Source organism: Glutamicibacter sp. BW77, from assembly GCF_002332285.1.
GTDB classification, from domain to species: Bacteria; Actinomycetota; Actinomycetes; order Actinomycetales; family Micrococcaceae; genus Glutamicibacter; species Glutamicibacter bergerei.
The window spans coordinates 31042-53388 of record NZ_NRGT01000073.1; the positions used below are offsets into that span (position 1 = coordinate 31042).

Sequence of the window (22347 nt, forward strand, 5' to 3'; positions counted from 1 at the left end):
GAAGAGGCCGGGATGGGCTAGGAGGCGTTCGCGGCCAAATGCTTGGCGGCGAGCACCAGGTAGTGCTCGGCGTTGACGTTGAGGCTGCGAACTTCCTCATCGCTCAGTTCGCGGCGGACCTTCGCCGGCACACCGGCCACCAGCGAGCGTGGCGGCACCTGGGTGCCTTCGAGCACCAGCGCCCCGGCCGCTACCAGCGACTTTTCGCCGATGACCGCACCGTTCATGATGGTGGCGCTCATTCCGACCAGGCAGCCATCGCCCACGGTAGCCCCGTGAACCACCGCGCTGTGCCCGACGGAGACCCCGGTGCCGATGGTGCAGGGAAATCCCTTGTCCGCGTGCAGCACCACGTTGTCTTGAAGGTTTGTGCCCGAGCCCACCCGGATCGGCGCCGAATCACCGCGCACCGAGACGCCGTAGAAGGCGCTGGCGCGGTCGCCAAATGTTACGTCGGCGCTGAGCGTCGCGGTAGGGGCAAGGAAAACTTCGGCGCCCACGGTAGGGGTGGCGCCGTCAATGGTAATTATGTGAGCCATGGCACCCATCCTATCGCCAGTGTGCACTGCAGCGAATTGATCCGGCCCGGTGTGCAATACCGCGTGCCACCGTAAAGCCTAGGAAAAGACGATGGTGCGCTGCCCGTCAAGCATCACCCGGTGCTCGGCATGCCACTGCACCGCTCGGGTCAGCGTGCGCCCCTCGACGCTGCGCCCCAAGTTCACCAGCTGCGCCGGTGTGCGTGCGTGGGTGACGGAGGTGACCTCCTGATCGATGATCGGGCCCTCGTCGAGATCCGCGGTCACATAGTGCGCGGTCGCGCCGATCAGCTTCACCCCGCGGGCATGAGCCTGGTGGTACGGCTTCGCCCCTTTGAAGGAGGGCAGGAAGGAGTGGTGGATGTTGATCACTCGCCCACTCATCCGCTCGCACAACGCGTCGGAGAGGATCTGCATGTAGCGTGCGAGCACCACCAGTTCGATGTTGTACTCATCGGCCAGGGCCAGCAGCTCCGCCTCGGCCTGCGACTTATTCGCCGCGGTCACCGGCAGGTGCACAAAGTCCACCCCGTAGAAGTCGGCCATCGGCTTCAGATCCAGGTGGTTGGAGACGATCACCGGCACCTCGATGGCCAGATTCCCGGCACGCTGGGCGAAGAGCAGATCGTTGAGCGCATGCCCGGCCTTGGAGCACATGATCATGGTGCGGGTGCGTTTGGCGGCGTCGTCCACCCGCAGCGACATCACAAATTGTTCACGGATGGGCGCTAGCGCGGCACGCACCTGCATGAGTGACTGTTCGGTGGCCACCTCGATGCGCATGAAAAAGGTGCGCGAATCGGGGGATTCATACTGCTGGGATTCGGTGATATTGCAACCAGCGCCCAGCAATCCGCCGGAAATTGCATGCACGATGCCCGGTTGGTCGAGGCAGGATAGGGTCACGATGTACTGGTTGCTCATGGTTCGAGGTTAACCTCCGCAAGGCCCCAGCACCGAATCCTTAACTTTCCTTACGCGCTCGCCGTCTCGCGCCGGTCCGTGGATTCCGGGCCCGATGAGTGCGCGGTGGCGGCTACGGTGCGTAACCGGCGCACCGCCGCGAGGGCTGCCTTGCGCCCCGCGCGGGTGGCGCCAATGGTGGAGGCCGAGGCCCCGTAGCCGACAAAATACAATCCCGGCACGTCGGCGGCGCTGACCGAGTCTTCCAGCACCCGGATTCCGCCGTCTTTGGTGTGTAGTTTCAGCCCGCGCAGGTGCCGGTGGGCGTGCCGGAAGCCGGTGGCCCAGAGGATCGCGTCGATTTTTTCCTGCGTGCCGTCGGCAAAACGCACCGACTGGGCACCGAGGCAGCTGATTTGCCCGCGCGAAACCAACGCTCCGGAGTTGATGCCGGTCTTCATCGAATCGGACAGGATCAGCCCGGTGGTGCCGACCACCGATTTGGGTGGCAGCCCGGCGCGGGTGCGTTCGTTAACTTCGCGTTCCACCGCCACACCCCATTCGGGGTCATTGCCCACCTCGCGCCAATCTGGGGCGCGCCGGGTGGACCACAGCGTGTCGATTCCGGCGGCTCGAAGTTGCACGATGAACTGGGTGGCGCTCGCGCCGCCGCCGACCACCAGCACACGTTGGCCGGCAAATTGTTCCGGCGCGGCATAGGTTGCGGTGTGTACCTGGGGGCCGGCGAAATTTTGTATCCCGGGGTAGACGGGCCAGAACGGGTTGGTCCAGGTGCCGGTCGCATTGATGATGGTGAGCGCGTCAAGGGTTTCCCCGGTGGTGAGCTCCACGGTGAAGACCGAACCGTCGTGGCTCAGCGATCGCACCGCCGCGCCGTGCCGTACGGCCAGACCCATCTGCTTTTCAAAGTCCGCATAGTAGGCGGACACCACTTCGGAGGCAGGACGAGTGGGGTCTTGATGCTCGAAGGGGAAATCTGGCAGCGGGTGGATATGGTGTGCCGCGCCGAGCGTGAGGCTGTCCCAACGGTGCTGCCAGGCGCCGCCGGGGTGCGCGTTCGCGTCGAGCACCAAAAAATCTTTTCCGGACACCAGATCGCGCCGTTGCAACTGGTAGGCGGCTGAAAGACCTGCTTGACCTGCGCCGATCACGATGCTCTGGTAGATCACGCGGTCTTCTCTCTTCGCGGGGTACTCGCTGTCCTGTTATCTGGTGCAACACGCTCAGCGCGCCGGGCATTCCGCGGGTGAGCGGAAACACCACGGGTTTGGCTCACCCGCGCGGCACCGGGCAGATCACATTTTTCCTCCGTCATCCACCTGCGCGCGGCCGGTGAAGTTCGTTAGACTTAAGCGCGTAAGTATCGTGACTGGCGTTGGGTGGAATACCACCGGGGAGCGATCAACCATTGTGAATACGGACCGCGCGCCTGGGTCTTGTACCGATCAGCATCGTGAGTCCCGCAGTCACCGCGGGACGCCACCGGAAGGAACAGCATGAGCGCACGTATTCTCGATGGCAAGGCCACCGCGGCAACCATCAAGGCCGAGTTGACCCAGCGCGTGGCCAAGCTCAAGGAGCAGGGCCACACCACCGGATTGGGCACCATTCTGGTGGGCGAGGACCCGGGATCGAAGTGGTACGTCGGCGGCAAGCACAAGGACTGCGCGCAGGTCGGCATCGAGTCGATCCGCGTGGATCTGCCCGAAGATACCACCCAGGATGAGCTGCTCGCCCAGGTGCGCCAGCTCAACGAAAACCCTGACTGCACCGGCTACATCGTGCAGCTGCCGCTGCCCAAGCACATCGACCAGGACGTCATCCTGGAGGCGATGGACCCGGCCAAGGACGCGGACGGGCTGCACCCGATGAACCTGGGCCGCCTGGTCGCGAACGTGAACCGCCCGATGACCTCACCGCTTCCCTGCACCCCGCTGGGCTGCGTGGAGCTGCTCGAACGCCACGGCATCGAACTGGCCGGCAAGCACGTTTTGGTGCTCGGCCGCGGCGTGACCATCGGCCGTCCGGTCGGGTTGTTGCTCACCCGCCGCGAGATCAACGCGACGGTCACCTTGGCGCACACCGGAACCACCAACCTGCCCGAGCTGCTGGCCCGGGCCGACGTGATCATCGCCGCCGCCGGGGTGCCGCACATCATCAAGCCGCAGGACGTCAAGGCCGGGGCGATCGTGCTCGACGTGGGAGTCTCCCGCGTGGATGGCAAGGTCACCGGCGACGTGGATCCGGCGGTTGCCGAGGTCGCCAGCTGGATTTCGCCGAACCCGGGCGGCGTGGGTCCGATGACCCGCGCGATGCTGCTGAACAACGTGGTTGAAGCCGCCGAACGCAACGCCGCCAACGCCGTCAAAACCTCCAACTAGGTTCAACGCACAGCACAACCAAGCGGCCCGTGGGGCCATCTGCGCCGCGGCGAAGATGGCCCCACGGGCCGCTCGCTTAACCTCAAGTGCACCGGCTAGCTGACGCGGATCCAAGAGGAATGCGCAGATCCCTATTCGTGCTCCGGGCACAGCGAAGCCCCGGCAAGAACCGAAAGTTCTTGCCGGGGCGTTGTTAGCGGTGCTGCCTAGTGATTGGCCAGCTTCTTCGCTGGTTCCGCGGTGCGCTTGTCAAAGATCAGCGCACCAACTTCCTGCTCTGCCTGGTTGCGGAAGGACAGATCGATGCCCTGGCGATCGCGGATCAGGCTGACCGCGGTCAGCGAGATGACCACGACGATCAGCAGGTACACGGCCACCGCATTGGTGCCGCCGGTGGCCTGAACCAGCGCCTGAGCGATGGTTGGGGCGAAGGCACCGCCGACGATTGCGCCGATCGCGTAGGAGATCGACACCCCGGAGAAGCGCACCGAGGCGGGGAACATCTCGGAGTAGAGCGCGGACTGTGCGCCGTAGGTCAGGCCTAATCCGATGCCGAAGATTCCGAAGGCCAGATAGAGCAGACCCAGTGAACCGGAGTTGACCAGCGCAAAGACTGGGAAGAGCGAGAGCCCGAGGATCACGAACCCTAACTGGTAGGTACGCACGCGGCCCAGTAGGTCCGCCAGCACGCCGGCGACCATCGTGAAGATTAACCAGATCGTTGCGCCGAAGACCACCGCGAGCAGCACGTCGGTACGCTCCAGCCCGATCGGGCCGTCGGGGTCGGTGGTGTAGGACTGGAAGAACCCACCGGTAGTCATGTAGCCGGCAGCGTTGTTGCCAGCGAAGACCAGCGCGGCCACCAGAACCAGACGCCAGTGCTTGCGGAACAGTTCCACGACCGGGACCTTGGTCTGTGCCTTCTGCTCGGCGATTTCCTCAAAGACCGGGGACTCATCAACGGCACGGCGCACAAAGTAGCCAATAGCGATCAGTACGATCGAGGCCAGGAACGGTACGCGCCAGCCCCACTGCACAAATTCTTCGCCCGGGGAGATGACGCCGGTCATCAGCGCCATGGTGCCCGAGGCGAGCAGCATGCCCAGCGGCACACCGATCTGCGGGTAGGAGCCGGCACGTCCGCGATGCGTATCCGGCGCGTGTTCCACGGCCATCAGTACCGCGCCGCCCCATTCGCCGCCCGCGGAGATGCCCTGCACGATGCGCAGCAGCAACAACAGGATTGGCGCCCAGATGCCGGCGGTCTCATAGGTTGGCAGCACGCCGATGAGCATCGTGGCCGCTCCCATCAGGCTCAGTGTCAGGACCAGCATGGCGCGGCGGCCGATCTTGTCGCCATAGTGCCCGGCGAGGAACGCGCCCAGCGGGCGGAAGAGGAAGGACAAGCCCACCGAAGCGAAGGAGATCAGTAGCGCGATGTCCTTGCCTGCCGGTTCAAAGAACAGGTGGCTGAAGACCAGGCCGGCGGCGGTCGCGTAGATGAAGAAGTCGTACCATTCAACGGTGGTGCCGATGATGGTGGCGAAGGCGACGCGCCGTTGATTGGACTTGGCGCTCCGTCCTGCTGATGCTGCGGTGGTACCCATGATGCTCCTCGCTGAGCCGTAGCGGACCCCATGGCCGTTACTGCGTGAGTTGTAAGTCACTACCAAGTGTTGCACCGCACAAACCTAAGGTAAACTTCAAAGATCTGCAGAACAAGTGAAGGTGAGCTTAAGAGTATGTCGAAGTTCTCCCTACGGCATCTGGAAATCATGGCCGAGCTGCCCGAGCACACGACCCTGGGCTCGGCGGCCAGCGAACTGAGAATTTCGGAATCGGCCCTGTCTCAGTCCATTACCGCAATCGAAAAAATCGCTCGGGAACCGCTGTGCCTGCGCCGCAAGGCCCATGGCATCACAATGACCGCCTCGGGGGAGTACTTCGCGTTGATGGCACGCAAAATTATTGCCCAGGTCGACGAACTGCAGGCCACCTTCCCGCACCAGGATGGCCAGCTGCGCGGCCCGGTCCGCTTTGGCTGCTTTGCCTCACTGTCCCCGCATGTGATTCCCGCACTGCTTGAGGGCTTCCCGCCGCTGCACCCGGATCTGGATGTCAGCGTCCGCGTAGGCACCCACGACGAGCTGATTCCGGCGCTGAACTCCGGGGAGCTGGACGTGGCCTTCGTTTACGACCTGCTGCTGCCCGCGCAGCTGGGCAAGCAGGTGATCTACGAAACCGAAATGCAGGTAGTGCTGCACCCCGGCCATCGGCTGGCGCAGCTGCAGCGGCCCTTGGAGCTGAGCGACCTGGTGGACGAACCGCTGATCATGTATGACTCCACGCCCAGCACCGGTTATGTGATGCAGCTTTTTGCCGCGCAGGGGCTGGTTCCGAAGATCACCGCCTCGGTGCCGCAGATGATCCTGGTCAACGCGATGGTCGGCCGGGGGCTGGGCTACGGCCTGCTGATGTCGCGTCCGAACAATGCCGAACTTTCCCTGGAAGGACGCAAACTCGCCTTCCGCCCGCTGCGTGCGCCCAATTACCCCAGCGCCGTGGTGGCCATCTGGCCGGGCACGGCGCAGCTTCCGGCCCGCGTGCTGGCGCTGATCGACTACGCCATCATCGCGATGAACGATTCGTGGCGTGAGAGCTCACCGGGTAATTAGACCTAGCTGGCCAGCCGATACCCCGGCTCACCTCGTCGGGCGCAGCACGATGAGATTTCGGGGCTATCGCCCAGACACCGTGCTGGGCATAATGGGAGGTGAACCGAAGCACGCCGTAGGAGCTACATACCGAAGGGGCTAAGGACATGATTGGCACATGGCAGGCGATGGTCATCGACTGTGAAGATCCCAGCGCGTTGGCAACATTTTACGAGCAACTGCTCGGCATGATTCGACTGGACGATCAGCCCGACTGGGTGAGTATTGGCGATGCGCCAGATCGTCCGGGGCTCGCGTTTGCGGCCGTCACTCCGTATGTCGCCCCAGCATGGCCGGGGCATATTTCCCCGGCGCAAGCCCACGTGGACGTGAAGGTTAAAGACCTGGATCTGGCCGAGGAGCAGGTGCTCGCACTCGGGGCGACGGTGACGGGGGAGGGCTCGGAAACCTTTCGTGTGTACCATGACCCGCAGCAGCATCCCTTCTGCCTGGTCAGTTGGTAGCCAACTGCCAGAGGTATGCGCCTAACCCCAGTGCGTGAAGGCGATCTTCGCCGCCTGCAACCGTGAGACGACACCTAATTTGGCCATCACCCGGGACACATGCGTTTTGACGGTGGTCTCCCCAATACCTAAATCTTGGGCGATCTGCGGATTGCTCAGCCCCTGGCCCAGACCTTGAAGCACCTGAATTTCGCGACCGGTGAGCGTCTCAGATAGTGCGCTGGCCGGCGGTGTCGCTTCGCTCAGCGCGCTCATCGCCTGCGCGACAACCCGGGCCGTCACCGCCGGATCGAGTACCGAATTCCCACTGGCAGCGGTTTTGACGCCGGCGAGAATCTGCGTCGGCGTGGAGCTTTTGAGCAGGAAACCGTGCGCCCCGGCCTGCAGCGCACCGAAGAGGTAGTCGTCATCGTCGAAGGTGGTCAATACCAGCACGCGAGACAGCTGCGCGTCGGTGATTTGCCCGGTGGCAGCCACCCCGTCGAGAACCGGCATGCGCAGATCCATCAGCACCACATCCGGTCGCAGCGCGCGGGTCATGCTCACCGCCTGGCGCCCATCGGCGGCCTCGCCGACCACCTCTAATTCCGGGTCCGCCTCGAGAATCATGCGGATCCCCATGCGCACCGTCGAGTGGTCATCCACTATCAAAACCTTCAAACTCATGGTTGTCCGTCGTCTTCCTGCAAAATGACTGTGGTCGGTGCCGTGGTGGCCGTGAGCGGGAATTCGCAACGCACCCAAAAGTCGGTGTCGCCGTCACAATCGAAGTGCCCGTCGAGCATCTCGGCGCGCGCCCGAATGTTCTTCAGCCCGCTACCGGCCCCGGTCACCGACGTTGTGTGTTGCGGCCTTGTGGGCAGCGGATTGTGCGCGCGGACCACCAGGACCTCTGCCTGGCGGAAAAGTTCGAGCGTCAGCGGCGTGCCCGGCGCATGTTTTGCGTGGTTAACGAGCAGCTCACGCACCGTACGGTAGATCGCCGTCTGGGTTTGCTCGGGCACCTGCGACAGACCAAAACCCGGCGTGATGGTGAAGTTAATATGTTGGCCGGCCGCTTGGAAAGATTGGACCAGTTCGGGTAGTCCACTCAGATCGGCGCGCAGCATGGAGCTTTGGCCGGCATGCAGCATGCGCACCATCGCGGTCATTTCTTCCAATCCGGCCACCGATTCGCTGCGAATACTTTCCAGCGGGGCCCGCAAGCTTCCCTGCGCGATCACCGGTTCACGTTCCAGCAACGCCCCGCTGAGCAGTGCGATCGAGGATAACCGGGCGGAGAGCACATCATGCATCTCCCGGGCGAGGGCCGTGCGTTCCTCGATGCTCTGCGCACGATGTTCGGCGACCAGCAGCTCTTCGCGGTTCGCGGCGGCGGCACTGACCGCGGTGGCGCGCGCCGATTCGCTACTGGCCAGCTCCTTGGCGGTGCGCACATTCTGCGCCCACAGCATCGGGGTAAAGAGGATGAAACCGGCAACAAACACCACCAGTACCGCCTCGCTGGACGAACCGGTACGCGACCACACATATCCGGCGGCAAGCAGGGTGAGCAGGCATAGGATGATCAGCGTCCAACGCCGCACCGGCTCTGCGGCAAGCAGGTAGATGGTGAACACCGCTTCGAAGAGCAAAAAGTAGCCGCCGATGCTGCCCTGCCCCAACAGCAGTAGGGCGAACGCCGTCATCCACAGTGCGCTGAGCGTCGGTGCCTTGCGCCGGGTGAACATCGCCGCGACACCAAGCAGCAGCACCGGGAACCACCAGCCGGCCAGCGGCTGGAACATCGGCCAGGGTGGGTTGACCAGTTGGGAAAGATGAAGCACGAGCGTGAGCACCACGTACATACCGGCAGTTTCGGGTTCCTGATCACCGCGGCTCAAACGCCGAAGCAACGTGGCTAGATTTTTTCTCACCAATTAATTATGCGCAGAAACTTAGTCCCGGCGCGTCCTCCTTTAGTAGGAGAACCGGTGGCCCGTTGCCCGATGTTCCCTCACGTCAGCGGGCATCACACTGGAACTATGGACCTCATGACACAGGCTCCGGGCCTGACACTTTTCATTTTGGCGTTGATCGATGCGACCTCCATCGGTACGCTGATCATCCCGATCTGGTTGCTGCTACGCAGCGAGTATCGGCGCGCGATCCCCCGAGTGATCGCCTATTTGGCGATTTTGGCGTTTTTCTATGCGGTCGTTGGATTGTTGCTTCGCTCCGGCTGGGATCTTGGTGCGGCCCTGATTCCCGAAGGGTTCTTCCAGCAACCGGCGCTGAGGCTGCTGGGCTTGGTGCTCGGGGCTGGCATGATTATTTGGGCGCTGACCTACAAAACCGATGCGCAGAAGGAAGCGGCCCGAGCAAAAACCGGTGCAAAAACTGGTGCCGCCGCAGATACCGGGGTGCCGCGAACCCAGGCCGACCCCACAACAACGGTTCAACCCGATGTGCCGAAGAACCTTCGCGGGCTGTTGGCCGGTGCGTTGGACACTAAATTCGGGGTGCTGGTGTTGGCGTTGGTGGCGGGGTTGCTTGAACTTCCCACGATGCTTCCCTACCTTGGGGCAATGACGGTGCTGAAAAACTCCGGCTGGGCGGAGCCGACGCAGCTCATCGCGCTGGGACTGTACTGCCTGGTGATGATCCTGCCGGCGCTGCTGTTGGTGGGGGTTCGTGCGCTGGCCGGGGAACGGCTTGATGGCTGGCTGCAACGGGTCGGGGTCAAGCTTGGTCGTTATGCGCAGGAAACGCTGGGTTGGGTGGTGGGGATCGCCGGTTATCTGCTGATCCGCAGCGCGCTGAGCGGGACGGATCTGCAGTCCTTGTTTGAACGGGCGTTTAACTCTTAGCGAGCGGGGGCACGCTGTGGGCGAACCGGGCTCATCTAATTGGTCACCGGTGAGACAAGGTGAGATAATTGTCAGTATGGAACCTCTAGGCAGCACCGCGAAGCAGGGCAAAAAAGTTACCCTGAACGCATCAACTTTGGCCATGGCCGTGATGGTTGTCGTCCTTTTGGTGGCGGTAGTCTTCGCCGCTAACTCCAATCAGGTCGTCGGCTGGTTCATCGTCGCGATCTCTGCCGGTTGGCTGCTGCTGGCAGCATTTATGATGTTCGGCCTCAAGCGCGGCGCGGATAAGATCAACAATTCGTTGCGTGAAGCGACCGCGGCGGCCACTGGCCGCGCACAGGGCGCCTCCACCGTCGTCGTCGACGAGGGCACCAGCCAGCGCGATATGAAGCTGGACCACTCCTTCAAGATCATTCAGGTGCAGACCCGGGTGATCGACGAGCAGCGCGCAAAGAACGATGCCGGCTCCGCCGAGATGATCGACCGCGCCTTGGAAACTATTCAGATGACCGCGACAAACGCCCGCGACATGATGAAGCCTTCCGGGGACGCTATCGACGGCGAAATCGTGAACTAAATAAATTTGTTACCGCGCAGCGCAACGTTCAGGCAGAACGTTGCGCTGTCTTTTTGTAAGGTGGAATTGTGATACCTACCAGCGTGGAAATTTTGAGCAAGAATGCCGGCGCCGTGCGTGTGGCTTCGGTCAACGTCAACGGCATACGTGCGGCCTACAAGCGTAATATGCCCGACTGGATCGACGCGCGTGACGCGGACATCCTCTGCCTGCAGGAGGTGCGCGCACCGGATGCGATCCTGCGCGAGCTGATCGGTGAGGGTTGGTTCATTTTGCACGCCGAAGCCAAGGACAAGGGCCGTGCCGGGGTGGCCGTGCTCTCGCGTGCCGAACCAACCGCCGTGCGTGAACATATTGGCGAGGAGTACTTCGCGCAATCAGGTCGCTGGGTGGAAGCCGATTTCACCATGTCCGACGGATCCACCCTGTGCGTGGTCTCCGCCTACGTACACTCCGGTGAGCTGAACACGCAAAAGCAAGAAGATAAGTACCGTTTCCTAGAGCGCATGAACGTGCGCCTGGTGGAGCTGAAAAACGAGAAGGACCATGTGCTGGTGGTGGGCGATTTGAACGTCGTGCACACACATAAGGACATTAAGAACTGGAAGCCGAACCACAATAAGCGCGCCGGTGTGATGGATGAGGAGATCGCCTACTTCGACGGGTTCTTCGGTCCGCAGATCGGCTACACGGATGTGGCCCGGCAGCTTGCCGGTCCCGAAGCTCAGGGCCCATACACCTGGTGGTCCTTCCGCGGGCAGGCCTTCGATAACGATGCCGGTTGGCGTATCGACTACCAGATGGCCACCGCGGATCTTGCCGCGAAGGCGATCAAGTCTCACGTAGACCGCGCCTCGGCCTACGATCTGCGCTTCTCCGACCACGCACCGTTGGTTGTCGACTACCAGTTCTAGAAGGAACCACAATTCATGGAAACACTTCGTCCCCGCGTCCTGTCCGGCATGCAGCCTTCTGGTGACTCGCTACACCTAGGTAACTATCTGGGCGCCTTGGTCAACTGGGTCAAAACTCAGGATGACCACGACGCGTTCTTCTTCATTCCAGATATGCACGCGATCACCGTCTCGCAGGACCCCGCCGAGTTGCGTGCACGTACTCGTAAAACCGCGGCGCAGTTTATCGCCGGGGGCATCGATCTGGACAAGTCCACGCTCTTCGTCCAGTCCCAGGTACCCGAACATGCGCAGCTGGCCTGGGTGCTCAACTGCATCACCGGTTTTGGTGAAGCCAGCCGAATGACCCAGTTTAAGGACAAGTCCTCCAAGGGTGGCGCCGATGCTGCCAGCGTTGGCTTGTTCACCTACCCGGTGCTGATGGCAGCGGACATCTTGCTCTACCAGCCGCAGGGTGTGCCGGTCGGTGATGACCAGCGTCAGCATGTGGAGTTGGCCCGCGATCTGGCGAAGCGTTTTAACCACCGCTTTGGTGAGACCTTTGTGGTGCCCGAGGCGTTCATTCCCAAGGAGGGCGCACGCATTTACGACCTGCAGAGCCCGACCTCGAAGATGTCCAAGTCCTCCGAGTCGCCTGCTGGCCTGATTAATGTGCTCGACGAGCCGAAGCTGATCGCCAAGCGCATCAAGTCCGCGGTCACCGATGCGGGCAGCGTCGTGGCCTACGACAAGGAAGAAAAGCCTGGGGTGTCCAACTTGCTGAACATCCTCGCGGCGATGACCGGCAGGCACGTCCCGGAACTGGTCACCGAATTTGAAGGCAAGATGTACGGACACCTGAAGGTTGCGGTGGCCGAAGCGGTGGTCGAACGCCTGACCCCGATCCGCACGCGCACTCTGGAACTGCTCGATGATCCGGCGGAGCTTGACCGGTTGCTGCTGGCCGGCGCGACGAAGGCCCGCGAAGTCGCCTCGGCCACCGTGGCCGATGTCTACCAGAAGGTCGGCTTCCTGCCGCCATTGGGAAGCCACAGCTAATCGTGAGCGACCAGGCCACGGAAATTAGCGACCCCCAGTTCACCTTGGGGGTCGTCATTCCCGTGCCCGAACCGCAGCGCAGCGTCTTGCGTGAATGGCGCAGGAAATTTGGGGGAGCGGACACCGAGTCGATCGACCCTCATATCACGCTGATCTCCGGGGGCTACCTTAAATCGTGGGCGCAAGCCGCGGCACGGGTGCGTGAAGTGGCGCAGGAAAGTTCGCGCTTTACCGTTCGGCTTGCCGCGGCGCGTTCTTTCCAGCCCGCCAGTGACGTAGTGTATCTGCCGTTGGCTGCGGGTGCAGAGCGTTGTTGGGCGTTGCATGAGGCACTACTTGCCGGGCCGCTGCGTCACGAGTCGAAGTTCGACTATCATCCGCACCTGACGATCGCACAGAATGTGGCGGAGGCCGATTTGGCTGCCGCGTACACCGCGTTGCAGGAGGTGGATCTGCGCTTCGAGGTGCACAGCGTGCAGCTGTTCGATACTCGGAATGGGGCGTGGAACTTCTGCGAACAAATCGCGTTGGGCCGCTGAACCTGCATCCCTCAGTGCAGAAGCCAAAAAATCCCGTGGAACAAAAATGTTCCACGGGATTTTTATTGCCCTAACGTAGCGGCATCTGAACTACTTGGCGCGTACGTTGGCTTCGATCTTCGCGCCGGTGTCCGCGTCGATGTTCTTCCAGTACTCCAACGCATTGCTCAGCACCGGCTCGGCAACCCCGTCGAGGGCACCGGTGACGGTGTTGACCAGTTCGGCGCGCTGGGCGTCGTCCATGACCTCGCGGACCAGGATGCCTGGCTGGACGAAGTCGCCGTCATCCTCGCGCAGCGTGTAGGCCGCACGGACCAGCTCACCATCGGACTCGAAGGAGTTATCCACCGGTCCGGTCTGGTCGCTGTAGGAATCGCCGAAGGAGTTTGGCGCGTAGACGCTGCGGTCCCCGGTGTGCTCGAAGGTCATATTGCCCTCGAAGTTGTACGAGTTGACCGGGCACTTTGGCTTGTTGACCGGCAGCTGCTGGAAGTTGGTGCCGATGCGGTAGCGCTGTGCGTCGGCGTAGGCGAAGTTACGGCCCAGCAACATCTTGTCCGGGCTCATGCCCATACCTGGGACCATGTTGCCCGGCGAGAAGGCTGCCTGCTCGATCTGCGCGAAGAAGTTCTCCGGGTTACGGTTCAGGGTCAGGGTGCCGACCTTGATACGCGGGTAATCCTTCTTGGACCAGACCTTGGTCAGGTCAAACGGGTTATAGCGGTAGGTCTTTGCCTCGTCGTACGGCATGATCTGTACGTAGAGGTCCCACTTGGGGAAATTGCCGGCCTTAATGTTGTCGAACAAGTCGCGGCGGTGGAATTCGGCGTCCGATCCAGCCAGTGCCTCGGCCTCGGCGCCAGGCATGGTCTCGAACTTGTCGGACTGCTTGTTCAGGAAGTGGTACTTAACCCAGAACTTCTCACCGGCAGCGTTGACCCACATATAGGTGTGCGAGCCGTAGCCGTTCATTTCGCGCCAGGTCTTAGGTAGGCCGCGCTGGCCCATGATGTAGGTGACCTGGTGAGCTGATTCGGGGTTCTGCGTCCAGAAGTCCCACTGCATGGTGCCGTCGCGAAGGCCAGAATCTGGCAGGCGCTTCTGCGAGCGGATGAAGTGTGGGAACTTCATTGGGTCGCGCAGGAAGAAGACCGGGGTGTTGTTGCCGACCAGGTCAAAGTTGCCTTCGGTGGTGTAGAACTTCATTGAGAAGCCACGCACGTCGCGCCAGGTGTCGGGGGAGCCAAGCTCACCGGCGACGGTGGAGAAGCGCATCAGGGTTTCGGTTTTCACGCCTGGCTGGAACAGTGCAGCCTTGGTGTACCGCGAAATGTCTTCGGTGGTTTCGAATTCGCCGAATGCGCCGGCGCCCTTAGCGTGCGGGCGGCGTTCGGGCACGTTCATGCGGTTGAAGTGCTGCAGGGTTTCGACCAGGTGGTGGTCGTGCAGGACGATCGGGCCATCTGCGCCTACGGTCAGGGAGTTGCGGTCACTGACCGCTGGGATACCTGCCTGGGTGGTCGAACCGCCAGGGTTCACGTTCTTATTCTCAGCCATTGTTTCTCCTTTGCATGGATCCTACATTTTTGTCAGGAAGAGTGTGGCGGGGATTGACTCCGCTGTGCTTCGCCCTGGCAAGGGCCTCATCCACGGGCGCGGAACGCACCGTAGAGGTCTGTGAAATTTTTGGGTTCCGGACGGCTCAGAGTTTGCCTACGCCCAGAGGCGCGGTGTGCAAACTGGTACAAATAACCGATGAAGCCCATAGCTCCTATCATGCCATAAATTTGAATGGATCCAAATAGGGAATGTGGAATTTACCGCATTGTTGCTAGGCGTTAATTGCCTGGTTAACGCACAAAGAGGCTCGAACCAAGTGGTTCGAGCCTCTTTGGGAGGACTAAGGACTAATCCTTAGACGGTGCGCGACAAGATTGCCTGCTTGACCTCGGCGATAGCCTGGGTCACCTGGATGCCACGTGGGCATGCTTCGGTGCAGTTGAAGGTGGTGCGGCAACGCCACACACCTTCCTTGTCGTTCAGGATCTCCAAACGCATATCGCCTGCATCATCGCGCGAGTCGAAGATGAAGCGGTGAGCGTTGACGATTGCTGCCGGGCCGAAGTACTGGCCATCGGTCCAGAAGACCGGGCAAGACGAGGTGCACGCAGCGCAAAGAATGCACTTGGTGGTGTCCTCGAACTTAGCGTGGTCCGCTGCCGACTGGTAACGCTCGCCCGATGGCTCGTGGCCATCGTTGATCAAGAACGGCATGATCTCGCGGTAGGACTGGAAGAACGGTTCCATGTCGACGATGAGGTCCTTTTCAAGGGGCAGGCCCTTGATGGCTTCAACGGTGATCGGCTTGGAAGTGTCTAGATCCTTGAGTAGGGTCTTGCAAGCAAGACGGTTGCGGCCGTTGATGCGCATGGCATCCGAACCGCAGACGCCGTGTGCGCAAGAGCGGCGGAAGGACAATGAACCGTCGTGCTCCCACTTGACCTTGTGCAGGGCGTCCAGCACGCGGTCGGTGCCGTACATGGTCAGCTTGAAGTCTTCCCAGTACGCGTCAGCGGTGCTCTCCGGGGTGTAACGGCGAACGCGCAGGGTGATGTTGAAGGTAGGGATTTCTCCGCCACCGCCGACACCTGGCTTCAGCTCGATCTTTGATGCTGGTTCCGGAAGTTCCGTGCTCATTAGTACTTACGCTCCATCGGCTGGTAACGGGTAAAGATGACGGGCTTGGTTTCCATGCGAATGCCTGAAATGCCCTCGGTGGTAGCCGTTGCGTCGCGGTAGGACATCGAGTGCTTCATGAAGTTCTCGTCGTCGCGGTTCGGGAAGTCCTCGCGGTAGTGACCACCGCGTGATTCCTTGCGGTGCATGGCGGCAGCGGTCATAACCTCTGCCATGTCCAGCAAGAAGCCAAGCTCGATGGCTTCCAGAAGGTCAAGGTTGAAGCGCTTGCCCTTATCCTGGACCGAAACGTTCTTATAACGCTCGCGTAGTTCTTCGATGACAACCAGTGCGCGATCCAGCGAATCCTTATCGCGGAATACCTGAACGTTAGCGTCCATGATGTCCTGAAGTTCCTTACGCAGTACCGCAACACGCTCGGTACCGGTGGAGTTCAGCATCGCATCGATCTGGGTGCTGGTGAACTTCTCTGGATCTTCTGGAAGTGCGACGAAGTCAGCGGTAGCCGCGTACTTCGCTGCCGAGAGGCCGGCGCGCTTACCGAAGACATTGATGTCCAACAGCGAGTTGGTGCCCAGACGGTTTGATCCGTGGACCGAGACGCAGGCGACTTCGCCGGCCGCGTAAAGCCCTGGGATCACGGTTTCGTTGTCCTGCAAGACCTCGGCATCGATGTTGGTAGGGATGCCACCCATCACGTAGTGCGCGGTCGGGAAGACCGGTACCGGCTCGGTGTATGGCTCTACACCCAGGTAGGTACGGGCGAACTCGGTGATGTCCGGAAGCTTCGCATCGATGTGCGCTGGTTCCAGGTGGGTGAGGTCAAGCAGTACGTAATCCTTGTTAGGACCACAGCCGCGGCCTTCGCGCACCTCGTTGGCCATCGAACGCGCGACAATGTCACGCGGTGCGAGGTCCTTAATGGTTGGTGCGTAGCGCTCCATGAAGCGCTCACCTTCGGAGTTACGCAGGATTGCGCCTTCGCCACGAGCCGCCTCGGAAAGCAGGATGCCCAGGCCGGCCAAGCCGGTCGGGTGGAACTGCACAAATTCCATATCTTCCAGCGGGATGCCCTTGCGGAAGGCGATGCCCATGCCGTCACCGGTGAGGGTGTGGGCGTTGGAGGTGGTCTTGAAGACCTTGCCGGCGCCACCGGTTGCGAAGACAACCGACTTGGCCTGGAAGATGTGTAGCTCGCCGGTAGCCAGATCGTAAGATACGACGCCAGCAACGCGCTTCTGCTTGTAGGCGGTGCCATCCTCGCGGTAGGCATCTTCTTCAACCATCAGCATGTCCAGCACGTAGTACTCGTTGTAGAACTCAACGTTGTGCTTGACGCAGTTTTGGTAGAGGGTCTGCAAGATCATGTGACCGGTGCGGTCTGCTGCGTAGCAAGCACGGCGAACCGCTGCCTTGCCGTGGTCACGGGTGTGACCGCCGAAGCGACGCTGGTCAATCTTGCCCTCTGGGGTGCGGTTGAATGGCAGACCCATTTTTTCCAGGTCGAGCACGGCGTCGATGGCTTCCTTTGCCATGACCTCCGCTGCGTCCTGGTCAACCAGGTAGTCGCCACCCTTAACGGTGTCGAAGGTGTGCCACTCCCAGTTGTCTTCCTCGACGTTGGCAAGTGCTGCACACATGCCGCCCTGGGCCGCACCGGTGTGCGAACGGGTTGGGTAAAGCTTGGTTAGCACTGCGGTGTGTGCGCGCTGACCGGATTCGATCGCCGCACGCATACCTGCACCACCGGCACCGACGATGACTACGTCGTACTTGTGTACCTGCATTCTTGATGCTCTCTTTTCTAAAAAATCTTTGTGACTAAAAAACGGGTTCTAGCACTGTAGCAACGGGCTGTTCACGATGCATGGATCGAAGGTGAAGATCACCAGGGAGCCAAGCACGATGATGAAGATCGTTGCTACGTAGAGCAGACCCTTTAGCCACGCACGGGTTGCGTGCTTCTCGGCGTAATCGTTGATGATGGTACGCACACCGTTAGTGCCGTGCAGCATCGACAACCACAGCAGTGCCAAATCCCAGAACTGCCATACTGGATCTGCCCACTTGCCGGCAACAAAGCCGAAGGAGAGGCCGTTTACGCCCTCGCCGGTGAGCAGGTTAGCGATGAGGTGCCCGAAAATCAGGATGACCAGCACTACGCCCGAGAGGCGCATAAACAGCCATGCAAGCATCTCGAAGTTGCCGCGCGACTTTGGTCCGCGAACATACTTCGGATCTAGACGCTGGCTACGTGGTTCAGCAATTTCTGCGCTCATGGTTTAGTGTCCTCCGAATGCAAGCGAGAGGTGACGGATTGCGAAGCCGGCGAATACAACTACCCAAACGCCGATGACACCCCACAACAGCTGACGCTGGTACTTGGTGCCCTGTTTCCAGAAGTCAACCAAGATCAAACGCAGACCATTAAACGCGTGGAAAAGGATGGCAGCGACCAAAGCGGTTTCGCCCAATGCCATCAAGGGGTTTTTGTACGTGGCAATCACTGCGTCGTATGCACTGGCATCGACGCGTACAAGTGCTGTATCAAGCACGTGCACTAAAAGAAAAAGGAAAATAACGACACCGGTGACCCGGTGTCCCACCCAGGACCACATGCCTTCACGGCCGCGGTATAGGGTGCCTGACGAAGTCTTCGACACTGAACTAAACCTCCAAGGCTCGCAACGGCGCATGTGTATATTGCACACAATGAGATTTGACGCACTTGTGCGAGCGTTCCTTGTGCGAGTCTAAACCACAAATGAGCCTTGGTTCTATCTTGAGTCTTGTGCTTGTGAGTATGTTCACCGAATAGTGGCATTTTTGCGCTTAACGGCCGGGAATACGCGCGTAATAACGCATAGTTGCATGGCGTATTTATTGGTGGCGAAGTGTCTCAATGACGGGGTTTGCCCACCGAATGAATTAGTGTAGACCGTGTGAATGCAGACCTTTTAGCGCGCTTCCATGGCGTCATCCCGGCCGGTGGCGTCGGAACCCGATTGTGGCCCCTCTCCCGAGCCTCGGCTCCCAAATTCCTGCACGATCTCACCGGATCGGGCTCGACGCTGATTCGTGCGACCTTTGATCGTCTGGTCCCGCTGGCCGGCGAACGGATTATGGTCGTCACCGGCAAGGCGCACCGTGGAGCGGTCGTAGCCCAACTGCCCGAAATCTCCGATGAAAACCTGGTGCTCGAACCGGCACCACGCGATTCGGCCGCAGCTATCGGTTTGGCTGCCGCAATTCTTTACCGCCGCGACCCCAACATCATCATGGGTTCTTTCGCGGCGGACCAGGTTATCGGTCCGGTAGAAATCTTCCAGCAGGCGCTGGTCGAAGCGATCCATACCGCGGCCACCGGCAAGATCGTCACCATCGGTATTCACCCCACCCACGCCTCCACCGCCTTTGGCTACATCAAGGCCGGTGAATCTCTGGACGTAGTTAACGCGCCCAGTGCGCGTGGTGTGGTGGAGTTCGTGGAGAAGCCGGACGAAGATACCGCCCGGCGTTATCTAGCCGGGGGCGGATTCCTCTGGAACGCCGGAATGTTTGTCGCACCGGTGGGATTGATGCTCAAACATCTCGAAGCTAATGAACCGGACCTCTATACGGGACTGATGCGCATCGCCGACGCGTGGGATACCGAGCAGCGCGACGAGGTCATGACCGAGGTGTGGGAAAACCTGCCAAAGACCGCGATTGACTACGCGGTGGCCGAGCCGGCCGCGGCCGCCGGTGACGTCGCGGTGATCCCGGGTATTTTCAACTGGGATGATGTCGGAGACTTCGCCGCCATCGGCCGTTTGAACAGCGAAGACGCCGAAGAGGGCGTCATCACCCTCGGTGAGGCAGTGCGGGTGTACGCCGACAACGCCACCGGCGTGGTCTACAGCGATCGACCACGAGTGGTTGCACTGATCGGCATCGATGACGTGATCGTGGTGGATACCGCCGATGCGTTGTTGGTGACCACCAAGGAGCACGCGCAAAAGGTCAAAGCGACCGTGGAACAGCTCAAGGAGCGCGGGGATACCTCGGTCCTCTAGGTCGGGCAGAGCGCAAGACTATTTCATCGGGTGTCCAAAAGTTACGTGCTGGCTAGGAAGCGCATGGCTCGGGGCGTATCTTCGTTAAGGTGTCTTCGATGAATGAAAATGGCAAGTTAGCATCCGTCCAGCAGTGGACCGAGCCGTTACTGCCTGCGCTGCTGGAGTTCCGCCGCGAGCTACACCGCAACCCGGAGCTTTCCTTCGCCGAGTTCCAGAGCACCGCACGGATCCTTAACACGTTGCGTGAAGCCGGATTGGACCCGGTGCCGATGGAGCAAACCGGAGCGTTTGTTGATGTGGGGCAGGGTCCGATTCGTTTGGGGCTGCGCGCCGACATTGATGCCTTGCCGGTGCTCGAAGAAACCGGGTTGGAATTCGCCTCAATGACCGACGGGGTAGCCCACGCGTGCGGCCACGACATTCACGCGACGGTGATGCTCGGGGTGGCCTTGGCGCTCAAATCCATGGACGATGCCGGTGCACTGCACGGCAAAATCCGGGTGATCTTCCAGCCTGCCGAAGAAAAGCTACCTGGCGGTGCGCTCTCGGTGATCGAACAGGGGATTTTGGACGAGGTTCCCCGCGTGCTCGCATTGCACTGTGATCCGCGCATCGACGTGGGAAAGATCGGTACTCGTATCGGAGCGATCACCTCTGCCAGCGACACCATCCGCATCGAGGTTAATGGTCGGGGAGGGCATACCTCACGGCCACATCTGACCGAAGATATTGTCTTTGCGATGAGCCAGATCGCCACCCAGGTCCCGGCGGTGCTCGGACGCAAGCTTGATGTACGTTCAGCGGTATCGGTGGTGTGGGGGCAAATTCACGCCGGGAGCGCGCCGAACGCGATTCCGGCCACCGGCTACCTTGCTGGCACCATGCGTTGCCTCGACGGTGAGGTTTGGTACGCCGCCGGAGAGCTACTGGATGCGACCGTTCGTCAGGTGGCCGCGCCCTATGGCGTTGAAATTAAAATGCAGCATACCCGCGGGGTTCCGCCGGTAATTAATGCCCCGGCGGAGACGGCCTTGATCGAAGACGCGGCGCGTCGTGAATTCGGTGCTGCCGCTATTGAGCTGACTCCGCAGTCCATGGGCGGGGAAGACTTTGCGTGGATGACGCAGAAGGTTTCTGGGGCGATGTTGCGCTTGGGTACCCGTACCCCGGGTGGCAAAACCTTTGACCTGCATCGGGGGGACTACAACCCGGACGAGCGCAGTATTTCTGTTGGCGTCCGGCTGATGGCAGCGGCGGCCATTCAAGCCATCGACGAAGCGCTGGCCAACTAGGGGAAACCCGAAAATTTTTAACACTTGTTTGACGCTTTAACAAACTGTCATCTGACTTGGGTGTTGGCGTTAAGCGCTTGCCGTCTTGTGGTCTGGAAGTTACCGGTTTGTAATCTTCAACGTCTTTACCTAAGGCGTATCTCCGATAGGCTATGGAAACGATGGGAAAGCTAGTACTTTTTTGCCACTCGCGAAGGTCAACTTCACGAATCTAAAGGTTCCTCGCCTCCCGGTAATCTCGCACTTCACTCATGGAGGTTTAGATGCGCTTCTTATCGCGCAAGACCGGTGTGGCCGCGGCCATGCTCGGCATTTCAGCTTTGGCATTAAGCGCCTGTGGCGCTGCCCCAGAAGATTCCGACAAAGCCGCCGGAAACTCTGACTACATTGGCTGCATCGTTTCCGACTCCGGCGGATTTGATGACCAGTCCTTCAACGAGTCATCGCACCGTGGCCTGATGGCCGCTGCCGATGATATTGGTTTTAAGCCACGCGAGGCAGAGTCGAAGTCCAACTCGGACTTCGCCACTAACCTCACTGGCATGATGAATGCCGGTTGTAATCTGACCGTCACCGTTGGCTTCCTGCTTGGCGATGCGACTGCGCAGGCCGCTGCCGCTAACCCTGAAAAGCACTTCGCGATCGTCGACTTCCAGTACGAGAAGCCGATCGAAAACGTCAAGCCGATCATCTATGACACGGCTCAGGCTGCCTTCTTGGCAGGCTACGCAGCTGCAGCAGCCTCCGAGACCGGCACAGTAGCCACCTTCGGCGGCGTCAAGATCCCTACCGTGACCATCTTCATGGACGGCTTCGCCGACGGCGTCGCAAAGTTCAACGAAGACAAGGGCGAAAACGTCAAGCTCCTTGGCTGGGATAAGAAGAAGCAGGATGGTACCTTCACCGGCGACTTCGAAAAGCAGGATAAGGGCAAGCAGGTGACCAAGAACTTCATCGACAACGGTGCAGACGTGGTCATGCCGGTTGCAGGCCCCGTAGGCAAGGGCGCCGGCGCTGCAGTGGTTGACGCAAACAAGGGCGGCAAGGACGTCAAACTGATTTGGGTTGACTCCGACGGTTACGAAACCGCTCCAGACTACAAGGCAGTCATGCTGACTTCCGTGGTCAAGACCATGGACAAGGCAGTCGAAGAAGTCATCGTCACCGACGCTGACGGCAATTTCGACGCAACCCCTTACGTGGGAACCCTGGAGAACGAGGGTGTGGCACTGGCCCCATTCCACGATTTTGACTCCAAGATCTCCGATGAGACCAAGTCCGAACTGGACGCACTGAAGGCATCGATCATCTCCGGTGACCTGAAGGTTGAATCGAAGGCCAGCCCTAAGTAGGGTTTG

22 protein-coding genes are annotated in these 22347 nt (G+C 60.7%); 11 read left to right on the forward strand and 11 right to left on the reverse strand.

Annotated elements, in window-relative coordinates; genetic code table 11:
* Positions 1-17: 17 nt before the first annotated feature.
* The 3 genes from CIK74_RS12490 to CIK74_RS12500 all read right to left on the reverse strand — a co-directional run bounded on the left by CIK74_RS12490 (position 18) and on the right by CIK74_RS12500 (position 2632).
* Positions 18-539 (reverse strand): gamma carbonic anhydrase family protein, encoded by a 522-nt coding sequence (locus tag CIK74_RS12490; RefSeq protein ID WP_096256537.1) that lies wholly within the window; start codon positions 537-539, stop codon positions 18-20.
* Between the two features lie 78 nt (positions 540-617).
* On the reverse strand, positions 618-1463 hold the full coding sequence (gene purU / locus CIK74_RS12495; RefSeq protein ID WP_096256538.1) for a formyltetrahydrofolate deformylase: 846 nt from the start codon (positions 1461-1463) through the stop codon (positions 618-620).
* 50 nt (positions 1464-1513) lie between these two features.
* A complete protein-coding gene (locus tag CIK74_RS12500; protein ID WP_308422399.1) occupies positions 1514-2632 on the reverse strand; it encodes an NAD(P)-binding domain-containing protein in 1119 nt (372 codons plus the stop codon).
* Between the two features lie 327 nt (positions 2633-2959).
* Between CIK74_RS12500 and CIK74_RS12505 the strand changes: the two genes are divergently transcribed.
* Positions 2960-3844, forward strand: coding sequence for a bifunctional methylenetetrahydrofolate dehydrogenase/methenyltetrahydrofolate cyclohydrolase (locus tag CIK74_RS12505; protein ID WP_096256539.1), 885 nt, complete (start codon positions 2960-2962; stop codon positions 3842-3844).
* A 206-nt stretch (positions 3845-4050) separates the two neighbouring features.
* Here CIK74_RS12505 and CIK74_RS12510 read toward each other — a convergent pair whose 3' ends face one another.
* A complete protein-coding gene (locus CIK74_RS12510; RefSeq protein ID WP_096256540.1) occupies positions 4051-5451 on the reverse strand; it encodes an MFS transporter in 1401 nt (466 codons plus the stop codon).
* 135 nt (positions 5452-5586) lie between these two features.
* Between CIK74_RS12510 and CIK74_RS12515 the strand changes: the two genes are divergently transcribed.
* Together CIK74_RS12515 and CIK74_RS12520 are read left to right on the forward strand one after the other, a co-directional pair.
* Positions 5587-6519, forward strand: a complete 933-nt coding sequence (locus CIK74_RS12515; protein WP_096256541.1) for a LysR family transcriptional regulator — start codon at positions 5587-5589, stop codon at positions 6517-6519.
* A gap of 146 nt (positions 6520-6665) precedes the next feature.
* Positions 6666-7022: a VOC family protein gene (locus CIK74_RS12520; protein ID WP_096256542.1), complete on the forward strand. Its 357-nt coding sequence runs from the start codon at positions 6666-6668 to the stop codon at positions 7020-7022.
* 21 nt (positions 7023-7043) lie between these two features.
* Here CIK74_RS12520 and CIK74_RS12525 read toward each other — a convergent pair whose 3' ends face one another.
* Positions 7044-7688: a response regulator transcription factor gene (locus CIK74_RS12525; protein WP_096256543.1), complete on the reverse strand. Its 645-nt coding sequence runs from the start codon at positions 7686-7688 to the stop codon at positions 7044-7046.
* A complete protein-coding gene (locus CIK74_RS12530; protein ID WP_141392949.1) occupies positions 7685-8938 on the reverse strand; it encodes a histidine kinase in 1254 nt (417 codons plus the stop codon). Before CIK74_RS12530 ends, CIK74_RS12525 begins: the two co-directional genes overlap by 4 nt.
* Positions 8939-9046: 108 nt before the next feature.
* On the opposite strand from CIK74_RS12530, the gene CIK74_RS12535 reads away from it, so the two are divergent.
* The 5 genes from CIK74_RS12535 to CIK74_RS12555 all read left to right on the forward strand — a co-directional run bounded on the left by CIK74_RS12535 (position 9047) and on the right by CIK74_RS12555 (position 12942).
* The gene (locus CIK74_RS12535) at positions 9047-9871 is read left to right on the forward strand and encodes a GAP family protein (RefSeq protein WP_170947868.1); all 825 of its coding nucleotides are present in this window, start codon (positions 9047-9049) and stop codon (positions 9869-9871) included.
* A gap of 76 nt (positions 9872-9947) precedes the next feature.
* The gene (locus CIK74_RS12540; protein WP_096256546.1) at positions 9948-10451 is read left to right on the forward strand and encodes a hypothetical protein; all 504 of its coding nucleotides are present in this window, start codon (positions 9948-9950) and stop codon (positions 10449-10451) included.
* 68 nt (positions 10452-10519) lie between these two features.
* Positions 10520-11365, forward strand: a complete 846-nt coding sequence (locus CIK74_RS12545; RefSeq protein ID WP_170947869.1) for an exodeoxyribonuclease III — start codon at positions 10520-10522, stop codon at positions 11363-11365.
* A gap of 15 nt (positions 11366-11380) precedes the next feature.
* On the forward strand, positions 11381-12403 hold the full coding sequence (trpS, locus tag CIK74_RS12550) for a tryptophan--tRNA ligase (protein ID WP_096256547.1): 1023 nt from the start codon (positions 11381-11383) through the stop codon (positions 12401-12403).
* A gap of 2 nt (positions 12404-12405) precedes the next feature.
* Positions 12406-12942, forward strand: coding sequence for a 2'-5' RNA ligase family protein (locus CIK74_RS12555; protein ID WP_170947870.1), 537 nt, complete (start codon positions 12406-12408; stop codon positions 12940-12942).
* A gap of 90 nt (positions 12943-13032) precedes the next feature.
* Here the strand turns inward: CIK74_RS12555 and CIK74_RS12560 are convergent, their stop codons facing one another.
* The 5 genes from CIK74_RS12560 to sdhC form a co-directional block, all read right to left on the reverse strand.
* Positions 13033-14499, reverse strand: a complete 1467-nt coding sequence (locus CIK74_RS12560; protein ID WP_096256549.1) for a catalase — start codon at positions 14497-14499, stop codon at positions 13033-13035.
* A gap of 357 nt (positions 14500-14856) precedes the next feature.
* Complete coding sequence (locus tag CIK74_RS12565; RefSeq protein ID WP_096256550.1) at positions 14857-15639, reverse strand: succinate dehydrogenase iron-sulfur subunit; 783 nt, start codon at positions 15637-15639, stop codon at positions 14857-14859.
* Complete coding sequence (gene sdhA / locus CIK74_RS12570; RefSeq protein WP_096256551.1) at positions 15639-17426, reverse strand: succinate dehydrogenase flavoprotein subunit; 1788 nt, start codon at positions 17424-17426, stop codon at positions 15639-15641. Before sdhA ends, CIK74_RS12565 begins: the two co-directional genes overlap by 1 nt.
* A gap of 48 nt (positions 17427-17474) precedes the next feature.
* Positions 17475-17918 (reverse strand): succinate dehydrogenase hydrophobic membrane anchor subunit, encoded by a 444-nt coding sequence (locus CIK74_RS12575; protein ID WP_096256552.1) that lies wholly within the window; start codon positions 17916-17918, stop codon positions 17475-17477.
* 3 nt (positions 17919-17921) lie between these two features.
* Positions 17922-18302, reverse strand: a complete 381-nt coding sequence (sdhC, locus tag CIK74_RS12580) for a succinate dehydrogenase, cytochrome b556 subunit (protein ID WP_096256553.1) — start codon at positions 18300-18302, stop codon at positions 17922-17924.
* Positions 18303-18581: 279 nt separating this feature from the next.
* Here sdhC and CIK74_RS12585 point away from each other — a divergent pair, with 279 nt between their 5' ends.
* From CIK74_RS12585 to CIK74_RS12595, 3 genes are all read left to right on the forward strand, one after another.
* Complete coding sequence (locus CIK74_RS12585) at positions 18582-19694, forward strand: mannose-1-phosphate guanylyltransferase (protein WP_096256554.1); 1113 nt, start codon at positions 18582-18584, stop codon at positions 19692-19694.
* Positions 19695-19792: 98 nt separating this feature from the next.
* Positions 19793-20989: an amidohydrolase gene (locus CIK74_RS12590; RefSeq protein ID WP_096256555.1), complete on the forward strand. Its 1197-nt coding sequence runs from the start codon at positions 19793-19795 to the stop codon at positions 20987-20989.
* Positions 20990-21252: 263 nt separating this feature from the next.
* Positions 21253-22341, forward strand: coding sequence for a BMP family ABC transporter substrate-binding protein (locus CIK74_RS12595; protein WP_096256556.1), 1089 nt, complete (start codon positions 21253-21255; stop codon positions 22339-22341).
* Positions 22342-22347: the final 6 nt, after the last annotated feature.

Coding starts and splice junctions, on each gene's coding strand:
- CIK74_RS12595 (WP_096256556.1), top strand. CDS start 21,253: ATGCGCTTCTTATCGCGCAAGACCGGTGTGGCCGCGGCCATGCTCGGC.
- CIK74_RS12520 (WP_096256542.1), top strand. CDS start 6,666: ATGATTGGCACATGGCAGGCGATGGTCATCGACTGTGAAGATCCCAGC.
- CIK74_RS12510 (WP_096256540.1), bottom strand. CDS start 5,451: ATGGGTACCACCGCAGCATCAGCAGGACGGAGCGCCAAGTCCAATCAA.
- CIK74_RS12565 (WP_096256550.1), bottom strand. CDS start 15,639: ATGAGCACGGAACTTCCGGAACCAGCATCAAAGATCGAGCTGAAGCCA.
- sdhA (WP_096256551.1), bottom strand. CDS start 17,426: ATGCAGGTACACAAGTACGACGTAGTCATCGTCGGTGCCGGTGGTGCA.
- CIK74_RS12525 (WP_096256543.1), bottom strand. CDS start 7,688: ATGAGTTTGAAGGTTTTGATAGTGGATGACCACTCGACGGTGCGCATG.
- CIK74_RS12540 (WP_096256546.1), top strand. CDS start 9,948: ATGGAACCTCTAGGCAGCACCGCGAAGCAGGGCAAAAAAGTTACCCTG.
- CIK74_RS12575 (WP_096256552.1), bottom strand. CDS start 17,918: ATGAGCGCAGAAATTGCTGAACCACGTAGCCAGCGTCTAGATCCGAAG.
- CIK74_RS12560 (WP_096256549.1), bottom strand. CDS start 14,499: ATGGCTGAGAATAAGAACGTGAACCCTGGCGGTTCGACCACCCAGGCA.
- CIK74_RS12490 (WP_096256537.1), bottom strand. CDS start 539: ATGGCTCACATAATTACCATTGACGGCGCCACCCCTACCGTGGGCGCC.
- CIK74_RS12515 (WP_096256541.1), top strand. CDS start 5,587: ATGTCGAAGTTCTCCCTACGGCATCTGGAAATCATGGCCGAGCTGCCC.
- trpS (WP_096256547.1), top strand. CDS start 11,381: ATGGAAACACTTCGTCCCCGCGTCCTGTCCGGCATGCAGCCTTCTGGT.
- CIK74_RS12505 (WP_096256539.1), top strand. CDS start 2,960: ATGAGCGCACGTATTCTCGATGGCAAGGCCACCGCGGCAACCATCAAG.
- CIK74_RS12535 (WP_170947868.1), top strand. CDS start 9,047: ATGGACCTCATGACACAGGCTCCGGGCCTGACACTTTTCATTTTGGCG.
- CIK74_RS12590 (WP_096256555.1), top strand. CDS start 19,793: ATGAATGAAAATGGCAAGTTAGCATCCGTCCAGCAGTGGACCGAGCCG.
- purU (WP_096256538.1), bottom strand. CDS start 1,463: ATGAGCAACCAGTACATCGTGACCCTATCCTGCCTCGACCAACCGGGC.